Genomic DNA, 21,070 nt, shown 5'->3' with positions numbered 1-21,070 from the left:
TTTGAATAATGCTCTATCTGTAATGCAAAGTGAATAAAAAATAATTTACATTATAAATATAAAAAATCAGGTATAAATATATTTAATAATTATACCTGATTTTATTATTTATACTTACAGTTTATGATAAACTATAAAGCATATCTCCGTAAGTTGGAAGTTTCCAATATTTTTTAGAAACTGTTCTTTCTAATTCATCTATTGTAACTCTCATGTCTTCTAAACATGCAAATATTTTATCTCTTGAAAAATTAGCAGCTTTTGATACATCCGTAATCTTTTTACCTTCAGCAATATATTCTTCTAATTTTGCCAATTTACTGTATAAATCTGAAATAAGTTTATTAAGTTTATTAATTAAATCACTTTCAACATCAAAGTTTACTTTTAAATTATTTTTCTTATCAGCTATATTAGCAAGTTCTCCAGTGTATTCTATAGAAGAAGGAAGTATATGCTTATAAACCATATCTGTTAATGTAAGAGCTTCAATATTAATTTCTTTTACATACTCTTCCATTCCTATTTCATATCTTGAACGTATTTCAGCTTCTGTAAGTACTTTATGTTTTGTTAATACATCTATATTCTTTTGAGATATAAAATGAGGCAATGCTTCTGGAGTAGTTTTTAGATTAAATAATCCTCTCTTTTCAGCTTCTTTTACCCATTCATCTGAATAGTTGTTTCCATTATAGATTATTCTTTTATGTTTTTTTATAGTATCTCTTATAAGTTCATCTACATCTTTTTCAAAATTTGAAGATTTTTCTAATATATCAGCAAACTGTGATAAAGCCTCAGCAACTATAGTGTTTAATATGATATTAGGTCCTGATACTGAAAGACTTGAACCTACCATTCTAAACTCAAATTTGTTTCCAGTAAATGCTAAAGGAGATGTTCTGTTTCTGTCAGTAGAATCTTTAGTAAGTCTTGCCAAAGAATTAACTCCCATTTCCATTTCAACTTTTGCTTTTCCTTCATAGTCTTTAGAATGTTCCATAGACTCAAGTATTTCAGTTAATTCATCGCCAAGAAACATTGATATAATGGCAGGAGGAGCCTCAGAAGCACCAAGTCTATGATCATTACTTGCACTTGCAGTTGTAACTCTAAGTAAGTCCTGATATTCATCAACAGCTTTTATAATAGCTACTAAAAATAATAAAAACTGTTTATTTTTTGCAGGATTATCTGTAGGATCTAATAGATTCATACCTGTATCTGTTGCTATAGACCAGTTATTGTGTTTGCCACTTCCATTAACACCAGCAAAAGGTTTTTCATGAAGTATGCATGCCAAATTATGCTTTTCGGCTATTACCTTCATAAGCTCCATTGTAATTTGGTTTTGATCAGTTGCCATATTTGTAATAGTAAACTCTGGTGCTAATTCATACTGACCTGGTGCTACCTCATTATGTTCTGTTTTAGCAACTATACCAAGTTTCCAAAGTTCAATATCAAGTTCTTTCATAAACTCTAATACTCTAGGCTTAATGGCACCAAAATAATGATCTTCTAATTCCTGACCTTTAGGAGGGCAAGCACCAAATAATGTCCTTTTACAGTATCTCAAATCAGGTCTTTGTAAGTATAATTCTCTGTCTATTAAAAAATATTCCTGTTCAGCACCAACAGTTGTAAATACTCTATTAATGTTATTGTAACCAAAAAGTTTTAATATTCTTTTTGCTTCTTTTTCTATAACCTGCATTGAACGAAGTAGAGGAGTTTTTTTATCTAAAGATTCACCACTGTATGAACAAAAAGCACTAGGTATACATAAAGTGTCATCTTTAATAAAAGCATAAGAAGTAGGATCCCAAGCAGTATATCCTCTAGCTTCAAATGTAGCTCTTAAACCGCCTGAAGGAAAACTAGAAGCATCTGGTTCGCTTTGAACTAATTCTTTACCAGTAAACTCCATACGTGTGGCACCATCATCTGTTTGAGCTATGAAGCTAGTATGTTTTTCTGCTGTTACACCAGTCATAGGCTGAAACCAATGTGTAAAATGTGTAGCACCTTTTTCTATAGCCCATTCTTTCATAGCATGAGCTACAACATTGGCAACTTCTAAGTTTAAACGTTCTCCGTTTTTTATAGTTTTTATAAGTTTTTTATAAATGTCTTTAGGTAGTTTATCTTTCATGACATTATCATTAAAAACCATACTGCCAAAAATTTCTGGTATCTTTTTCATTCCATTTCTCCTAGAAAATTTTATTATAAAATAAAAAATTATAATATAAGTTAATTATTATATCATTAGTAAAAATTAATTCAATATTACTATTAGTAGTTATTAAAGAAAAATAAGGAAAAAATCATTTTTTACATGCTTTCATGTATAATTTGTTTTATTTTATACAAAGCCTTAAGAATTTCTTTTCTGTGCAAATTATTTTTAATAGAAAACAAAACTTTAATATCATTAATCTCAGAAAGTGACATATAATCATCACTGGATATTTTTTCATAAATATAATCTATAGCTTTTAATATAGCCTCATCATAATCATTAAATTTAAAATACTCATTTGGAAGATTCCATATAAGAGCTTCTATGATGTTTGGAGATAACTCATTCATAGATTTAATTTCACTAGAAAAAGTCAAAAATATGTATTTAAATATCTTTATCAAATTAATAAAATTAGTTCCGCATTCCTGTTCTTTTTTATCAAAATTTTTATTATCGAGTTTAGGATAGAATATATCATTTTTACCATTGGAATCAGTAATCATAGCTCCTTCAATATTATTTTCATCTACATTTTTAAAAGAGGGTAGGAGCATTATTTTTTCATTTTCATGTTCTAATATTAAATAGTATGATATTTCATTAATTTTATTTTTATATAAATCATTTTTTCTAATTAAATCAAATATTGAAAGTTTGAATTTTCTAGTATCTGTAGCACCTTCTGTTTCATTTAATATCAGATATACACTAAGATATTCCATATAATTCACATCTGTACGGTTTCTTTTTGCACCAGAAGCTAAAATGGATATATTATTAAATGATTTGTACGGAGATATTAATTTTGATATTAAATCTAATTTAAAATCTATTTTATAATATGGGTAGATAGTTGAATTACCTACCCATTTGTTTATATATTCATATAAATCTATATTTTGTTTCATTAAAGTTATACTCTTTTCAAAGCAGCAGCAAGTATTTTATCTAAAGGTAAAACTTCATCTACTCCGCCTCTTGCTATGGCTTCTCTAGGCATACCAAATACAGTACAAGTTTCTTCATTTTGTGCGATATTGTATGCTCCTGCATCCTTCATTTCTTTCATACCATTAGCACCGTCATCACCCATACCAGTAAGTATTATACCAATAGCTTTATTTTTTGCATAAACAGCACCGCTTCTAAAAAGTACATCTACAGAAGGTTTATGTCTAGTAACAGGCTCTCCATCTCTAACTTCTATAAAATATTTACCGCCTTTTACTTTAATCATAGTATGCTTACCACCGCGTGCTAAAACAGCCTGACCTCTTCCTATACTCATACCATCTTCAGATTCAGCTACATCAATTTTTAATATACTATTTAATCTTTTAGCAAATGAAGTAGTAAAATGTTCAGGCATGTGCTGAGTGATAACTATAGGAGGAGCTGAAGGAGTAACATTTTTAAGACATTCTATTAAAGCTTCGGTACCGCCTGTAGAAGAACCTATAAGTATAATTTTATCCATAGGAGTTTCTCTTGAAGGAGTAAGGGGAAGTATAATATCAGCAGTATTTTTTTGATAAACTTTAAATCCTGCAGTTTTAGGAGCTTCCAAACTAATAGATGTTCTTTCTGCTGGTGAAGCTGTTTCAGTAGGCATAGCAACACCATGTTTTCTGTAGAATTTTGCTCTGTTTGCATAAGCATTTTTTATTTTTTCAACTAAATCAGTAGCTAATTCTTCAACACCATCTCTAACATTAGCAGATGGTTTTATAACATAATCAAAAGCACCTATATTTAATGCATCTAAAGCTAATTCTCTATGTTTATCTAACAAAGAACTAAACATTATTACAGGGATAGGGTTATTAAGCATAAGTTTTTTAAGATAAGTGATACCGTCCATTTCTGGCATTTCTATATCTAAAGTAATAATATCTGGTTTAAGATTTTTGACCTTACTTTCAGCTAGAATTGGATTTGCAGCAGTACCTACCATTTCCAAAGCAGGATCTGAGTTAACAATTTTTGTTAGTAATTGCCTAATTAATGCGCTATCATCAATAGCTAATACTTTAATTTTTGTAGCCATAAAAAATCCTTAATAATTATTAATATATTAAAACAATGTGATGTCCGATTTTTCTTCAAGTTTATGCTGTAAGTTTTTAGAGTATTTAATTTCTTGTTCTGCTGAGAACTCTTTAGTTTTACCTTCTAGTTTTTTCATAAGTACCCTATTTTCTGTATTGAAGAAGAATACTTTTCTAGGCCAAGAACCTCCTACATCTTCACTAACTATAGGTATTTTTTCATCAGCCAAAAACTTTTTAGCAAATTGTATATTTTTGTCAGGAACTTGGAGGATATTGCTGGTCATACCAGATAAAACATGTCCTCCTCCAAATATTTTAGCTGTAAGGTTTTCTTTCTTACCGCCTAATTTAATAATCTCATTTATCAGAACCTCCATAGCGAAAACGCCATATCTAGTATTGTTATAATCTTCTGCTGGGTTTTCCCATTCTCTCATTTCTGGAAGCATAAAGTGATTCATGCCTCCGAATTTCAATTTATTTTCAAAGAGACAAACAGATATACAACTACCTAAAACTGTTTTAATAACAGCGGGTTCTTTTGAAGCATAATATCCACCTATATATATGGTTATTCTTTTAAAATTACTATTAGCCGCTGCTGGAAAATCAATCATTATTAATACCCCTACTTAAATCTTTTTATAAATATTACTAGACACATATTTAAATTTATCAGATACACCAAAAAGTGTTTCAGAGTGTCCTATAAATACCAAACCATCTTCTTTTAAATATCTATGGAATTTATTAAATAATTCCTTTTGAAATTCTTTATCAAAATAAATAATAACATTTCTGCAAAAAATCAAATCGAACTGAGTATGTATATCAAAATCTTCATCTTTAAAATTTAACTGTCTAAAAAATAAATTTTTCTTTAAGATATCCTTCACTTTATAAAGCCCATCTTTATCACCAGTACCTCTCAAAAAATACTTTCTCAAAATATTAGGCTGTATTGGTTCAACAGATTCTTCTTTATAAATACCTGCACGCCCATGGGCTAACACATTAGTATCTATATCACTTGCCAATACTTTTATATCATATCTGTCATAATTGGAGCCAAAATATTCATGTAGTGTCATTTGTATAGTGTAGGGCTCTTCTCCAGTTGAACAAGCAGCCGACCATATTCTAAGGTTTTTAACTTTTCCTTCCTTAAAATTTTTTTCCCACTCTGGAAGGAAATTAGTTTTCATATATTCAAAATGTTTATTTTCTCTAAAGAAATCTGTTTTATTAGTAGTAACTGCATTAACAAAATTTGTCAATTCTTCATCTTTTGCATTTTTTACGAAATCTATGTATTCTCTAAAAGAATCCATATGTAAAGCTCTAAGTCTTTTACTTAACCTAGAAGTAACTAAAGCCCTTTTATGATTAGTCATTTGTATACGAGTTTTATCATAAATAATTTTAACTAATTCATTAAACTCAGCATCAGTTAAAGCGGGCATATTAGCATTCATATCATCCATATTATATACACCTCAATGAGTAATTTATACCGTTTTGTTCTCTCCATCATTAGATTTAATAATTTCATCTATTGGAAGAACCATAATAATCTTATTCTCTAATCTAATGACATTAGAAATTTGAAGCCCTCTCATATTATCAATAGGAGTTTCTGTCATTTGGCTTTCATAAACAGTTATAACATCACTTACCATATCTGCTAATATTCCAAATTTTCTATTAGTTGTATATATTACAATTATAACATCGTCCTCAATAGAATGATCATCTCTTCTTGCTAAACCAAACCTTATTCTTATATCAACAATATGAAGGATATTACCTCTTAAGTTCATTAAACCTCTCATATATTTAGGGCTACCAGGTACAGGAGTAATATTAGTAACACCAACAATACCATCAATGCTTAAAACATCAAGAGCATATTCTTCATTGTCTATTTTAAATACTAAGAATTGCTGACTTGGTTCAGTAGAAAGATTTTCCTCATGATCCAAAGCTGTACCTCCAACCTGAGGTATATTAGCAGCATTTATTTTTTGATTATCTAACATATTACAATCCTTTATTTTACACCGTTATTTATTTTGCCTTGTAAAGACATATTAACTAAGCCCTGTATATCTATAATAAGAGCTATTTTACCGTCTCCAAGAATAGTACCTCCAGCTATACCTGCATGTTTATCAAATGCAGAATCAAGAGATTTAATAACTACCTGCTGCTGATCCAAAAGTTCATCAACAAATATAGCACATCTTCTATATCCTGCTTCTACAACAACAACTATACCATCCTCTATATTTTCAACCTGAGTATCTATTTCAAATACTTTATGAAGTCTTATTAAAGGCAAGTATTCTTCTCTTATTTTTATCATTTCACCTTTACCTTCAAAAGGTTTTACCTGTTCATTTTTTACTTTTATTTGTTCTATAATAGAGATAAGAGGCATGATGTATATTTGTTTACCTAAAGCAAATGTTATACCCTCAATAATGGCCAATGTTAAAGGAAGTTTTACTATAAAAGTACTGCCTTTTCCTTCTGTAGATTTTATTTCTATTTTACCTTTCATCTTTTCAACATTAGCTCTAACAACGTCCATACCAACACCTCTTCCTGATATGTCAGTAATTTTGTCAGCAGTTGAAACACCTGGAGCAAATATAGTTCTAAATATTTCTATATCAGAATATTTTCCGTCTTTAGAGAGAAGACCTTTTTCTACAGCTTTTTTAAATATTTTTTCTTTATTTAATCCATTTCCGTCATCAGCTACTTCTATAACAACATGTCCTTCTTGGTGAGCAGCAGACATTGTTATAGTACCATATTCAGGCTTACCTCTTGCTATTCTCTCTTCTTTTGTTTTTTCTATACCATGGTCCATAGAATTTCTAATCATATGTTTAAGAGGGTCTGATAGCTGTTCAAGCATATTTTTATCTATTTCAGTACTTTCACCCTTCAATACTAGTTTTACTTCTTTATGTAATTCTAAGTTTAAGTCTCTAACATATCTATGGAACTGATTAAATATAGGACCTATAGGCATCATCCTAATATTCATAACTTCTTCTTGTATTTGTCTTGAAGTTCTATCCATTGAGCTAACAGCTTCTTTTAATCCATTATCTATATCCAAACTTTGAGTAAGCTGCATTATTCTTGACTGAGCTATAACAAGCTCTCCTATAAGGTTCATCAAGCTGTCAAGTTTTCTTGTATCAACTCTAACTGTTGAAGGAGCTTGAACTTTTGCAGCTTTATGAACTGCTGCTGGTTGATTATTAGCAGTTTCTGCAGGTTTGGCTTCAGCTTTAGGAGCTTCTTCAGATTTAGAAACTTCTTCTGATTTAGGTGCCTCTTCAGCCTTATCAGGAGCAGTTTCTGCTGGTTTAGATTCATCATCTTTAATATCTGCTTTTGTATTTACAATATTAATATCATTATCATCAATTACAAATAGGAAAATATTTTGAACTTGTTCATCTGGAGCATTAGTATCAAAATCTAAAGAAAACTGGGTATAACAAACATAAGGATCTTCAAGATTTAAAATAGTAGGTAAATTATTACATTCTATTTTTAGATTATTGATAGTACCTATAGCTCTGAGGTCATTTAAAAACATAAGAGGGTCTATACCATTGTCAAAAATAGTAGCCTTAAATCCCATATCAATATGGAAAGAATTAGAACCGCCGCTTCCTGCTGATGATTCTGCTGACTTTTCTTCAGCTTTAGGAGATTCAGCTGATTTTTCTTCAGCCTTAGGAGATTCAGCTGGTTTTGGTGCAGGAGTCACTGCGGCTGGATCATTTCCATCAGCTATAGCCTTAATTTTAGCTTTTAATGAATCTATATTAGTAACACCATCTGTTTCACTTTTGCCGTCTACAATATTTTGCAGCATAAGTTTTACAGTATCTAAGAATTCAAGAAGTACTGTTATCATTTGCGGTGTTACATCCAATTTACCGCTTCTTACTTTCTCTAATAAATTTTCAGCAACATGGTTTAATTCACTCATAGTTGTGAAACCAACAGTACCTGCTGAAGATTTTAGAGTATGGGCACTTCTGAATATTTTATTCAAAAGATCCTCATCACTTTTATTATCCTCTAATAAAACTAAATCATTTTCTAAACCTTCTACAATTTCTTTAGCTTCACTTAAGAATATGGAAATAAATTCATCACTATCAAACATGTATTACACCTCTATCTTTAATAAAAATCCTTATTATATTACAATAAGATGGTTGGAAAATTAGTTTAAAAAACGTTTAACAACGTCCAAAAGTTGAGTTGGGTTAAATGGCTTTACTAGCCAACCGCTAGCTCCTGCAGCCTTCCCCTCCATTTTTTTCTCATCTTGAGATTCTGTTGTAAGCATAAGAATAGGGGTATATTTATGTTGATCTACCTGTCTTACATGCTTAATAAACTCTATACCGTCCATTTTAGGCATGTTAAGGTCAGTTATTATCATATCAACATTTGGAGTTTTACCTAGAACCTCTAAGCCTGTAGTACCATCATCTGCAGACACTACAGTATAACTGCCCTTTTTCAAGGTATATTCAACAGATGCTCTAGCTGTATTTGAATCGTCTACAATTAGTATTGTTTTAGCCATACTTTAACCTCTTATATCATTAATTATTTTTATCGTTAATTATATTTAAATACTCTACAAATAAATTATCCATGCCTTCTACTATAAGGTTTTTTTGATTTTTCGCAAGCTCTTTTTTCATAGCATACAATATTTGCAGACCTGCTAAATCAACATGGGCAGGACCTTCACAATTAAACTTTACAGTAATATCTTCGTTGTAATTTGCACTTTTAATGACATTCTTAAAATATTTGCTCATAGTCCTTATATTAAGATTGTCATTTATTTCTATAACTGCCATAAAAAAATACCTCCATTACTTTTATTAAAACATAGTAAAATCACCGCTATCAGCACCTACATCTATATTTATATCGACATTTGGAGCCTCTTCTCCAGATAAAATGCTGTTTGCTATAGCTCTTTCTTTCTTAATTGTATATGAGTTTACTATATCCAAATATTTATCACTTTCTATTTTCCAGTTTTCTATACCCAATAATTTATAATATTCATTTTTCTTATTTCTTATAACATTTCTCATGCTATTAAAAATTTCTATTATTTCATTAATCTTTGTAAGCAAAGTACTCAAAGAACTTAAATCTATTAAAGTTTTATCTATAAGCCCAAATAATTCATCAGCATAACTATCAAGTCTTTTTATGTTATTATTAATAATATACTTAGACTCATCTAAACGTTTACTTACACTCTCTGTCATAGATTCTATAAATGTATGTTCAGTAGACTGCTGATTAATATTTGACTTAAATTTGTTAATAGAGCTAAATATTGCCGCCTTAATATTATGGAATTGCTCCAAACATGCATCTACTGTATCGGTTATATTAGTCGCTATAGATTCAACACTTTCTATAGAAAATGTTTGAGAATTATTAAATATATCGCTATTTTTCTCCAACTCTATTTTAGCCAAAAAGTTAATTGAATTGAAAGTCTTCGCTATATTTTTAGTTTCTAAGAACATACTTTCCAATTCTTCTATAGAATCAATAATAGCTATATTACTATCAGATATTCTGTATTTATTAGTTAAAAACAATTTAAAGTTTTCTAAATAAAGTTTTATAAATCCCATGTATTCATTAAATAGTGATTCTGAAACCGTAAATGGAAATTCTGATTTTCCTGTTTCTCCGCCTATCATATATTCAACTATTGTTGTTCTATCTGATGTTATATCAAGCAAAGCATCTTTTAAACCTTTAAGACTTTTATATATATCAGAGTTTGTCAAACTTATTTCTTCATGAATTGATTTAAAGTTTTCTATAATCAAAGTTAAAACAACATCATCAAATGTAAGTAAATCCAACAATTTATGCTCTAAAGTTTGATTTTCTGTTTTTTCTAAATCTTCAGCAGCCATAGTTTCTACTTGAGAACCATAATAATCTATAAAGTTTCTGTTTTCATAGACTATAGAATTTATTGATTCTACTATGTGTTCTGTCTGCTGCCTTACAATATCCTCTCTTGGAAGCACCATCATTACTTCAAAGATAAAATCATAAGTATTATCAACTCTTGAAATAATATTTGATATTATATTAGAAAATACAGCAAAAGAGTTAACCATATTATTATGCTCTTTATCAAGCTGTTCACGCATTATGGTAAAATTCTGTCTTTGTAATTCGTTAGTTTTTAATATCTCAGTTTTAAATGATTCAAACCTTACAAACAACTCTTTACCGATTCTATTCATTTGGTCAGCCTGTTCATTTGAAGTTTCTGACATTTTTATGATGTTTTTAGATATTTCTCCAAAGGCCTTACCACCTGCTCCATATTTAGAAGATATTATTATAGCGTTTAATGAATATACCTTAATTTGATCAGCTAGCATTCTTATTTGCTCTATAGAGTCCATTATATTACTGGTTTTACCTACATCTTCAACTAGAGAATCTGAAAGTTCATTATCCTGAGATATAAAATTCTGCATTCTATCAAATGATAAAAAGAAGTCATATTGATTTTCTTCCAAATCATTTGAGAAATTTTTCTGACCTTTATCCTTATTAGTAAAATAAGAAAGCAAACTATTAGCCTTCTCATTTTCATTTTTCATTTCTTGTTCTATCATAGGAAATTTTTCGCCGATAAAACTATATACTCTACCCACTTCTTCCAAGAAAGAATGTATATCTTTAACTGTAGTTTCAAGAATAGCAGAATAATCTAGGATATCCTGACGTATGTTATTATCTATAATAGTAGATATTCCCACTGTATATAATTTCCTATTATTTTAATTTTATATAGTTTAAATAAATTACTATATAAATATAACATTTATTATAGCTTTTTGCAAGTAAAATATTTCTATACTAATAATTTTACAGTAAAATTTAAATACTTTTTATATAATTATAATTGTTTGTTACTTAATATTTTTTCAAACACTATACATATACAATTATTATATTTTACTGTTAGGATTATAAAAAACAATTGAATATAAAAATTTATAAAATACCAATAATATATTTAATCCAAACTTAAAACTTTATTCTTCAGAGACAAATATCTTGCTGTATAATACACTCTATTTTGGGACTCTCTATTACCAAAACCAAAACTTCTTCTGCTAACAGCAAGTATTGGAGGAGCCTGTATTCTTTTTGTAACTCCCATTCCCATAAACTGCTTCCACCATTTCTCAAGATCATCTACAAAATCATGTGATGTTTTAAAATATTTATTTAAAATACCTTTTTGGCAGCCGATTACCTCTTCCAATTTATCATTTATATATAATTCTAAAACATCTTCTAATATAACCCTGTTCCATGACTCCATCAAAAACTTAAATAAATAATCATGATAATCATATTTTATAGGGTCTCCTTTACCTTCATCTACAGCCTGTGCAGTTGATAATTCAGCACTAGGTACAATATTTATAGTTCCTTCTGGTATAATCTCTTTGCCGAAAACTTTTTCATTAACATATTTTGCAAGTCCATATATTTGATACTTCCATAAATCAGCTAAACAAGCAAAAAATCCTGCACTATCACCATACATAGTAGAATACCCAACCATAGTTTCTGTTTTATTAGCATTGCAGGTAAATACTCCTCCAATACTAGCTGCAATAGCAGAAAGTACCCTTGATGACCTGTCTCTTGCCTGTATATTTTCTATAACAAAAGATGATAATTTTAAATAATTTTCATTTCCATCTTTTATAATAGGGGAGCTTTCTAATTGTTTTACAGTATAATCAACGGATTCCTGTATAGGAACAACCATATATGAACAGCCTAAATTATCCGCCAAAGTTTTAGCTAAATCTTTTGTGGTATTTGAATTAAATTTACTAGGCATATTAACAAGAAAAACATTATCCTTACCTAAGGCACTTACATACATAGCAGATGATAAAGCAGAATCAATTCCTCCAGATACTCCTATAACTATTTTATTGACACCAATAGATTTTGTAAATTTTCTTATTCCGTAAATTACTGTGTCATATATAGACTTATATTCATCATTTTCCTGTATTTTTATAGGTTTAGGGTACGATTTATTTTTAATATCCATTTCTATATAATATACATTGTCTTCATACCTATTTGCTGTTAATAATAAATTACCTTTATCATCATAAACAGCACTTCCTCCGTCAAATGTATAAACTGTTTTTCCATTATTTTGTATTCCTACATTATTAACATATACAAGAGGAGTATTATGTTTACTTGCAATTTCTCCGTACATTTTATGACGTTTTGTATCTTTAACTAATGTATAAGGCGAACTTGATATATTTATAAATAAATCAACATCTTTACTGCTGTTTATAATATCCATAGGAGAGAAAGAATAGTTGCTACTCCAAGCATCTTCGCATATAGTAAGTCCTAGTTTTATTTTTTCACCATTACATTCTATTTCTAAAGGTTTTAAATATTCTTTTATATCAGCATTATTTTCAAAGGCCAAATCTTTCAAACTAAAAAAATGTCTTGGGTCTTCAAACTCTTTATAATTAGGAAGTAATGATTTTATTATAAAAGGGTAATTATTTATATTATTATGTATTAATTTACCGTCTTTAGCTACAAATAAAGCATTATACTTTCTTAATCTTCCGTCAAAATTCTTTTTACTCTTATCGGAAGCTACATTACCAAAAATAACATATATTCCCTTGGAGGCTTTTATAATTTCTTCTCCTAGCTCTTCACACTCATTTATAAATCCTTTACTCTCCCACATATCTCCAAGCATATATCCTGATATGCATAACTCTGGAAACACTATAATATCAGCATTATTTTTTTTGGCACTGCTTATAGCACTTATAATTCTAACTGTATTATCACATGGCATAGAAGGTATTATTTCAATTTGAGATATTGCTATTTTCATAATAAAAACTCCAATATTTTTGGTATAACATGAAATTATATGAATTATATAATAATATTAATAAAGAAAAAATACAATAAACCGTATATTAAAATAAATAAAATAATCTATTATTTTGTATTAAAAATCATTAAGGTGGTAATAATGAGAAGAAAGGACTTTATATTTGAAGATATGAAAGAAATTGATAATATGTTAAACAATATAGAATTCGGCGTTATGGCATTGCCTGATATTATACCTTATGCTGTTCCTGTAAGTTTTTGCTTCAAAAATAATCAAATATATTTTCATGGTGCTATGTCTGGAAGAAAATACGAAATTTTAAAAAACAGTCCAGAAGTTTCATTCACTGCCTCAAAATTATATTCTTATATACCATCAACATTTATGAATAATAATATGATTCCTACTCAATTTTTCTTTTCAATATTTGCTGAAGGTAGATTTGAAAGTATAAATGATATAGAGGAAAAAAGAAATATATTATATGAATTGGTAAAAAAATATGAACCAAATAATACTAATTTATCAATAGATAATAAAATGTTTAACTATGCTCAAAATAATATGTTAATAGGGGTTATAAAAATACAAAATATCACCGCAAAGGCAAAATTTGGACAGAATATGACAGATGATGAAATAAAAATGATAATTAAAGACCTAAAAACAAGGGCTGAAAAAATAGATATAGATACAATAGAGATGATAAATAAAATGAGAAAATGAAAAAAATAACTTGAAAAAAGTATTATAAGTGATAGAATAAAACCGAATAAAAAACTATCTCTTTCATATTATAATAATTTTTTTCATTATAATAAAAATTAATTGAGGACAAACTAATGCAAACAAGAGTATATAAAGCAGGTTCTATAGTATATTTTACTGGGGATACTTCAGATAGAGTTTACATATTAAAACAGGGTCAGGCTCAAAGCATATTTTTGTCAGAAGAAACAGGGTATGAAACTAGAGAACTTATCAATATAGGAGAGTTTTTCGGTGTAAAAAGTATACTTGGAACATATCCGCAGGAAGATACTGTTCAGTGTTTGACTGATTGTGTTGTTATCATAATTACATATGAAGAGTTTGAAAGTTTAATAGCAAAAAATAAGCCTATTATTATAAAAATGCTCAAAGTTTTTTCTAATCAGCTTAGAAGAATAAATAAAAGAGTTAGGGAGCTTGTAGAAAATGATATTAATGATGAAGCACCTGATCCTTTGGAAGGGTTGTATAGTATAGGGGAGTTTTATTTCAAAAATAAAAAGTATAAAAATGCACTTTATGCCTATAAAAGATACCTGCAATATGCTGATGAAGACTCCACATATTATAATACAGTAAAAGAAAAAATAGAAGAATGTAAAGATGAGCTTGATATAACAGATGATAGCGATATAGCTCCTCCAAATACAGAGGTTTCTTCAGTATCAAAGCCTGCTGCTCAGACACAAACGGCTATTAATGATCCTACCTATAATAAAGCTGTAGAATTATATAATAATAATGATTATGTTAATTCTATAAAAACATTTAATACTTTGCTCAAAAGTCCTAATGCTGCTGTAGCTGAAAATTCTATGTTTTATATGGGTAAATGCTATTATAATTTAAATAAATATGATAATGCTTCTACAGTGCTTTTATCCGCAATAAAAAAATATCCTAAATCTTCAAATGTTAAAGAGGCTATATTATTTTTAGCTAAAACATGCGAAGCTAAAGGTGATAAAACCAAAGCTAAGGCATATTATCAAAAGGTTATTTCTATGCCCCCTATGGATAATTTCTCTAAAGAAGCTAATGCAAGCGTGTCAAGATTATAATTTTTTAATAAGGAATTAATTATGGATAATAATTTATCTTCACATACAAAGAAATACAATACTGATGATGTTATATTTTTAGAATATGAAAAAGGCGATAAATTTTATATGGTTCAAAGCGGATCTGTTAAAATTACTAAGGTTATTAAAGATGTTGAAAAATTATTAGACATAGTTTACCCAGGAGATTTTTTCGGAGAAATGGCTATATTAGAAGATACTACTAGAAGTGCTTCAGCAATAGCAAATGAACCTACTGTTTTACTAGAACTGAGAAAAGAAAACTTCCAATCAATACTAGCAAATAATACTGCTATGGCTCTTAAACTTTCAAAAATGTTTGCAAAAAGAATATTTGATGCCAAAAGAAGACTTTTAATACTTCAATTAAATGAAACTGATTTAAGAGTTTATGACTGTCTTCTATTGTTAGCAGAACTTCAAAATATACCTAGAGATCATTATTATGAACCTCAGGAATTAAATGCAACTATTAATGATATTGCTAACTGGTGCGGTGTTAAAGTTAATGATGTTCAAAAAGTATTAAATTCTTTGGTAAAAACAGGTAAAATTGATATAAGAACTAATACAATTTACGTTAAAAACTTAAAGGAAATTCAAAGACAAATTGACTTAAAGAGAAAGAAATCATAAGTTAATAAACTTTATTTATAAAAAGCTGGTGACTTATAGTTATCAGTTTTTTTATTTCTTAAAAATGCTATGTTAATTACAAATAATCATATTGACAAAACAATATAATTAATGTATCATACGTAAAATATTTTTATTAAAGAGGTTTATATGAAAAAAATTGTATTAATGACAGTATTGTATACTTTATTTAGTTTTAATGCTTTATATTCAGGAAAAGCTGAAAACGCAGCACAATTATTATTGTATATAGCATCTGGTGATAGTGAAGGGGTTTTAGAGCTTATAAATGACAAAAAAGTTGATATAAGTGCCAGAATAGAAGATGGTCTAACCCCATTAATGTTTTCTATCATTTATAAACAAGATGAAATATCTAAAATGCTCATAGAAAAAGGTGCTAATATCAATGTAAAAGACAAGTCTGGATTTACCGCTCTAATACATTCTATAATGTATAATAGAACAGAAATATCAAAAATCCTTATAGAAAAAAAAGCTGATGTCAATATAAAAACTTCATTAAATGAAAATGGGGTGTATATGAAAAATATTACTCCTTTAATACTTAACCAAGATAAAGAAATAGCAAAATTATTAATAAATGCTGGTGCTGATATTAATCTTAAATTATCTTGTAAAAATGGAGATATAAAATTAGAAAATGCTACACCTTTAATGTTGTTTATTATTAGTGATAATACAGAAATATCTGAGTTGTTAATAGAATCTGGGGCCGATATCAATGCTAAAGATAAAGACGGAAAAACAGCATTGGATTATGCAAGAGAGAAAAATAATACTAAAATAGAGCAGCTGCTCATTCAAAAAGGCGCTAATTAATAAAAAGTAATTTTATTATAATTGTGAAGAGTACCAATACAAAGCAAACAGATGCCATCAAATCCTGTCAGTTATGACGGTTAGGAAAAAGAGTCTGTTTACTTTGTATTGTAAAAAAATGCATACTTATATATTATTATTTAAAATATTCTAATTAAGGAAGTTTATATAAAAAAATAAATTAATAATCTCAATGAAGATGGTATTACGCCTTTAATATTATCCATTATTTATAAGCAAGACGAAATATAAATTGGTCGCTTTTTCTATAACTAGCTTTATAATATTTTAAAATTATTATTTTTTTATTTTAGTTTTTAATATTATTCTATGTATTAATATGATTAAGATATTGTATATGAGTAAGGCTATAAAAAATATTTTCATTATGAATGTAAAATTTTCAAAAGTTCTAAGTCCGTTTCTAAGTGAAAAATACACATAGGCAAATATAATTAAATATCCATAGAAGGGATACCACAATCTATAAGCAAGCCCGTAATTAAATGTAAGCACTGTAAAAGCTAAAGAAAAACCAAAAATAACTGCTGTAGGTATTAATGGTATAATAGCCTCGTATCTGCTTGTAAACTGTATAAGCACAACTTGTTTTGCAAATACTATTAAAAATGCCGATAAACAAAGAGATGCAAACACCAACAAAAGAATAGAATAATAAAGTATTTTGCTTTCTTTATTTTTGTTATTATCCTTTTTGGCTATTAGTATATACGAAAACATTACCGAAGCTATTGGGGTGCCTATATAGAAAAACATTTTTATTATTAATGATATAGTAGAGTAATACCCTGCACTTGTTTTATCCAAATATCTGTTTGCCATGAGTACATCGCTTAAAGATATCCAATTAAATATAAAGTTTACAATAACAATGTGAATTATATAACTTAAAAATATATATAGGTTTTGTTTTGAGCAATACATTTTTATTTTATTTAATGGTATGAAGTAGGGGAGATTAAGTTTTTTTAATTCTATTATATTAATAATAAAATATAATAAACAAAATAATGTTACAGTAATAATGGCTCTTTCTAAAGTAAGCCCTGTTACAATAAAATAGGCTAGTAAAAGTATTTTTGATATAAATATTGCTATAAGACTTGCCGTATAGTCATACGCTATATAATTATTGATTTTTAATATAGACTGTGAAACTATTCCCAGAATAGTAACGAATATTCCAACAGACATTATAAGAAGAGAACTATAACTCTTTATATTAAAAAGTATATCTATTAAAGGTATTGATGCTATATAAAGAATGTATATTATAATTGCAATAATATATCCGTAAGCCCAATATGTACGTGCATCCTCATCGTCTTTGTAATTATGCATTATATAATAACTAAAACTAGATACTGTTAAAACTATTATAGAATATATATTTATTATACCATTGTAATGAGCAAAATCTGATATTGATAAACTTCTATTAATATAAATTGACGATATATAATTTAATACACTTGCAATACCATTTATAAATACTAATAATGCATAGTTAATATAATATGAATATTTTTTGTATAACGTTTTTATCATGTTCATATTATATTAACTTTAATTTACCTTATCTTAATTATCTTCTTCTTAAGAACCATATCAATATACCAAGTATACCGAATAAACAAGGCAAACCTATTTGAGCAACATATCTTATAAAGTTAGTTTGAGTAGTAGTAAGAGTAAGATTTTTTATGCTTGCTTCTTTAGGTCTTATAGTAATTTTTTGTCTTGCTTCTAATAGATAAGCAACACTATTCATAAATAAATCTTTATTACCAGCAAAAGCTATATCTACAGACTGACCTTGCTCTGGATTAATATATGCATTCAAAGCAAATGTTGCATCACCAAATACAACTATTCTTGCAGGTTCTTTTCTGCCTTCTATTTCATAAGTACCGCTTATAGCCAAAGGCACAGGACCTGGTATATCTGTTCTTGGATTGAATCTTGCCCTTGATAAATCAAATGTAGCCTCTTCTTTTCCGTAGCCTTGAGGTGTAGTTGTAATTATGTTTTCAAAGCTGCCGTTATATTTATTTTCTCCGCTTAATATACTTCTTGCTACAACTAAGCAGGCAAATACATTCCCTTCTTTTAGTGTCTGAGTTATAGGGTGCGAAGTGTATTGAGGTACTATATTAACTGGTATAACAACACTTGAAGCAGTATCTATTATATAGTCATTTTTAGTTTTAAATCCCCAATCTGATAAAAATCCTCCCAAATTACTGTTAAATCTGCTTCTGTCCATAAAGCTGTCATATAATACAAGTAATTTACCGCCAGTTTTTACATAGTTATTTAATTTTTCTATTTCAAAATCGCTGAATGTTTCAACTGGTGCCGCTATAACTATTAAAGCAGCATCTGTAGGTATATTTTCAAGTATAATATTTAATTCTCTTACTTTATAATTTTCATTTTCCAAATAAGTTTTAACATAAGATAAACCTTCTCCGCCTCTATCCTGTATTTGTCTTTCTCCATGTCCTACAGTAAAATATATAACATATGATTCATTATCAAGTAATGTATATATTGCCTGAGTAAATTTTTCTTCTCCTACAAATAGAGGATCTGAAGTAACTTTTGACTGTGTAGTTAAATCTTTTCTGTATATTCTTACTTGTTTGCTTTGTCCATAAGTAAATACTATTTCTCCAACCTGAGTCATTTGATATTTACTTTTAGCTGAAGGTTTTTCTATAGGGTTAATATATTCTACAGATATATGTTTATTAATTCTTTTATATTGTTCAAGTAATAAATCAGCCCTCCAATCTGGTGAAGTAGGGTCTGTACTTGGAGCTCTAAGTACAACTATAGAAAGCGGACTATCTATTCTGGATAATACATCAGTAGTTTGCTGAGATACTGTATATGATTTATTCTGAGTCATATCAAATCTTATAGGGAAGTTTATACTTATAATATAGAGGCCTACTAATATAGCTAAAACTATAACCAAAGATAATATTCCAAAAAAAGCTTTATGCACGAAACGCATCTTTAAGAAAGACATTATATATTTTCTGTCTACTATTAATGTAATAATTGTTATAACAGCAGATACTGCAAGTACAACCCAAAAAACTGTAGTAGGTCTTTGAGTTACTGCATAAAAGAAAATCCAAGCAAAAAATAATAAAACCCATGAAGCTATCGTTAAAATTCTTAAATTAAACTTTTTATTTGACATCTAATAATAATCCATTTTCTATAATTTTTAATTAATTTGAATAAGTATTATATATAATTAATGATAAATTGCAATAATTATGTTTAGTTATACTTGTTCTAGGAGATTATCGGATATTCTATAATTTTTTATATAAAAATATTTTTTCTACATTACAGATTTAAAAAATCTACTATAACATAATTCTTTAGGTTTAAAATAAACATTTTATTTTAAAAGTATAAAATCCAGATATAATCATAATACAAATAAAACAATTAATGTAAATAACTTTTGAAAAAACTTCTTTAATTTTTATATATTATATTGTATTCAAAATTATTTATAGCATTTTCTTCTGTTAAAAGTTTTTTAGCATTAAAAACATATTTAAATGTCATTTTTATAATGTGTATTCCTTGTTTAAATACTTTTGCATTGCTTATTTGATCATCTTCTCTCCAAGTCAGAGGGAAAAATAAAAAATTAGTTTTAGCATGTATTAAATAAAATAATAAATATACATTGAAAGTTAAATCATTTCTAAAAGGTAAATAGAATTTATTTTTTAATATTTCTACTTTTATCATATTTAATCCAGAACCCATATCTTTTATATTTTTTCTTAAAAATATGCTAATGAAAGTATTGACTGCATAATTTCCAATGATTCTTATTTTATCATAACCGGGAGTTTTTGAACCTTTCATAAATCTAGCACCTAAAAAAGCATCATAATTGAATGCTGATTTATCTTTTATATATGGTACTATATCTTTAATGCTGCCTTGATCATCACCATGAAGAACTATAATATAATCATAATTATTTTCTATAGCATAGTTAAAGGCAACTTTATGAGATCCTCCCAAACTTACATTCTCTTTGTTTTGAATTAATGTAGTTTTTATATTTGTTATTTTTTTAATGCTTCCTCAGCTACTGATAGAGAATTATCTTTACTTATATTATCTGCAACTAATATTTCTGTAAACAGTTTTTGTGTTTCATCATCAAATTGTGATATTACTCTAGGTATTTGTTTTTCACAATTATACATCGGTATAAATATTAAAATTTTCATATTTATACCTCTATTTTGCTAAAATATATTTAATACATTTAAAAATAACATTAAATAATTTTACTAAATATAGATAATAGCTATAAATTAAAAGAGTATACCCCCCCCCA

General features: G+C 27.9%; 19 protein-coding genes. 4 read left to right on the top strand and 15 right to left on the bottom strand.

Features of this window, described 5'->3' with window-relative positions:
* Positions 1 to 121: 121 nt before the first annotated feature.
* From KQ44_RS03830 to nadE, 11 genes are all read right to left on the bottom strand, one after another.
* Positions 122 to 2,209 (bottom strand): glutamine synthetase III, encoded by a 2,088-nt coding sequence (locus KQ44_RS03830; protein ID WP_096736310.1) that lies wholly within the window; start codon positions 2,207 to 2,209, stop codon positions 122 to 124.
* A 131-nt stretch (positions 2,210 to 2,340) separates the two neighbouring features.
* On the bottom strand, positions 2,341 to 3,159 hold the full coding sequence (locus KQ44_RS03825) for a hypothetical protein (protein WP_096736309.1): 819 nt from the start codon (positions 3,157 to 3,159) through the stop codon (positions 2,341 to 2,343).
* A gap of 5 nt (positions 3,160 to 3,164) precedes the next feature.
* Complete coding sequence (locus KQ44_RS03820; protein ID WP_096736308.1) at positions 3,165 to 4,298, bottom strand: chemotaxis response regulator protein-glutamate methylesterase; 1,134 nt, start codon at positions 4,296 to 4,298, stop codon at positions 3,165 to 3,167.
* A gap of 27 nt (positions 4,299 to 4,325) precedes the next feature.
* The gene (locus KQ44_RS03815) at positions 4,326 to 4,919 is read right to left on the bottom strand and encodes a chemotaxis protein CheD (protein WP_013112629.1); all 594 of its coding nucleotides are present in this window, start codon (positions 4,917 to 4,919) and stop codon (positions 4,326 to 4,328) included.
* 15 nt (positions 4,920 to 4,934) lie between these two features.
* On the bottom strand, positions 4,935 to 5,786 hold the full coding sequence (locus KQ44_RS03810; protein ID WP_096736307.1) for a protein-glutamate O-methyltransferase: 852 nt from the start codon (positions 5,784 to 5,786) through the stop codon (positions 4,935 to 4,937).
* A gap of 24 nt (positions 5,787 to 5,810) precedes the next feature.
* The gene (locus tag KQ44_RS03805) at positions 5,811 to 6,341 is read right to left on the bottom strand and encodes a chemotaxis protein CheW (RefSeq protein ID WP_096736306.1); all 531 of its coding nucleotides are present in this window, start codon (positions 6,339 to 6,341) and stop codon (positions 5,811 to 5,813) included.
* 11 nt (positions 6,342 to 6,352) lie between these two features.
* The gene (locus tag KQ44_RS03800) at positions 6,353 to 8,503 is read right to left on the bottom strand and encodes a chemotaxis protein CheA (protein WP_096736305.1); all 2,151 of its coding nucleotides are present in this window, start codon (positions 8,501 to 8,503) and stop codon (positions 6,353 to 6,355) included.
* A 60-nt stretch (positions 8,504 to 8,563) separates the two neighbouring features.
* Entirely contained in the window at positions 8,564 to 8,932 is a 369-nt protein-coding gene (locus tag KQ44_RS03795; protein ID WP_013112633.1) for a response regulator, read from the bottom strand.
* A gap of 19 nt (positions 8,933 to 8,951) precedes the next feature.
* Positions 8,952 to 9,215, bottom strand: a complete 264-nt coding sequence (locus tag KQ44_RS03790; protein WP_096736304.1) for an anti-anti-sigma factor — start codon at positions 9,213 to 9,215, stop codon at positions 8,952 to 8,954.
* Positions 9,216 to 9,239: 24 nt separating this feature from the next.
* Positions 9,240 to 11,171, bottom strand: coding sequence for a chemotaxis protein (locus tag KQ44_RS03785; RefSeq protein WP_096736303.1), 1,932 nt, complete (start codon positions 11,169 to 11,171; stop codon positions 9,240 to 9,242).
* Positions 11,172 to 11,431: 260 nt separating this feature from the next.
* The gene (nadE, locus tag KQ44_RS03780; RefSeq protein ID WP_096736302.1) at positions 11,432 to 13,324 is read right to left on the bottom strand and encodes an NAD(+) synthase; all 1,893 of its coding nucleotides are present in this window, start codon (positions 13,322 to 13,324) and stop codon (positions 11,432 to 11,434) included.
* 144 nt (positions 13,325 to 13,468) lie between these two features.
* Between nadE and KQ44_RS03775 the strand changes: the two genes are divergently transcribed.
* From KQ44_RS03775 to KQ44_RS03760, 4 genes are all read left to right on the top strand, one after another.
* Entirely contained in the window at positions 13,469 to 14,056 is a 588-nt protein-coding gene (locus KQ44_RS03775) for a pyridoxamine 5'-phosphate oxidase family protein (RefSeq protein ID WP_096736301.1), read from the top strand.
* A gap of 116 nt (positions 14,057 to 14,172) precedes the next feature.
* Positions 14,173 to 15,162: a tetratricopeptide repeat protein gene (locus tag KQ44_RS03770; protein ID WP_096736300.1), complete on the top strand. Its 990-nt coding sequence runs from the start codon at positions 14,173 to 14,175 to the stop codon at positions 15,160 to 15,162.
* Between the two features lie 21 nt (positions 15,163 to 15,183).
* Positions 15,184 to 15,819 carry a Crp/Fnr family transcriptional regulator gene (locus tag KQ44_RS03765; protein ID WP_013112639.1) on the top strand — a complete coding sequence of 212 codons (636 nt, stop codon included), beginning with the start codon at positions 15,184 to 15,186 and terminating at the stop codon, positions 15,817 to 15,819.
* A gap of 150 nt (positions 15,820 to 15,969) precedes the next feature.
* Positions 15,970 to 16,662, top strand: a complete 693-nt coding sequence (locus KQ44_RS03760; RefSeq protein ID WP_096736299.1) for an ankyrin repeat domain-containing protein — start codon at positions 15,970 to 15,972, stop codon at positions 16,660 to 16,662.
* Positions 16,663 to 16,959: 297 nt separating this feature from the next.
* Here the strand turns inward: KQ44_RS03760 and KQ44_RS03755 are convergent, their stop codons facing one another.
* From KQ44_RS03755 to KQ44_RS03740, 4 genes are all read right to left on the bottom strand, one after another.
* Positions 16,960 to 18,237 (bottom strand): oligosaccharide flippase family protein, encoded by a 1,278-nt coding sequence (locus KQ44_RS03755; protein WP_096736298.1) that lies wholly within the window; start codon positions 18,235 to 18,237, stop codon positions 16,960 to 16,962.
* 31 nt (positions 18,238 to 18,268) lie between these two features.
* Complete coding sequence (locus KQ44_RS03750) at positions 18,269 to 19,897, bottom strand: GldG family protein (RefSeq protein WP_096736297.1); 1,629 nt, start codon at positions 19,895 to 19,897, stop codon at positions 18,269 to 18,271.
* Positions 19,898 to 20,184: 287 nt separating this feature from the next.
* Positions 20,185 to 20,748 carry a dolichyl-phosphate mannose synthase gene (locus KQ44_RS03745; RefSeq protein WP_096736296.1) on the bottom strand — a complete coding sequence of 188 codons (564 nt, stop codon included), beginning with the start codon at positions 20,746 to 20,748 and terminating at the stop codon, positions 20,185 to 20,187.
* Positions 20,749 to 20,792: 44 nt separating this feature from the next.
* Positions 20,793 to 20,960, bottom strand: coding sequence for a glycosyltransferase (locus tag KQ44_RS03740; protein ID WP_096736295.1), 168 nt, complete (start codon positions 20,958 to 20,960; stop codon positions 20,793 to 20,795).
* Positions 20,961 to 21,070 lie beyond the last annotated feature (110 nt).

This window comes from Brachyspira sp. G79, from assembly GCF_002379365.1.
Classification (GTDB): Bacteria; Spirochaetota; Brachyspiria; order Brachyspirales; family Brachyspiraceae; genus Brachyspira.
Note: the sequence above shows the minus strand (reverse complement) of the source record. Positions and strands in the feature narration are given on the sequence as shown.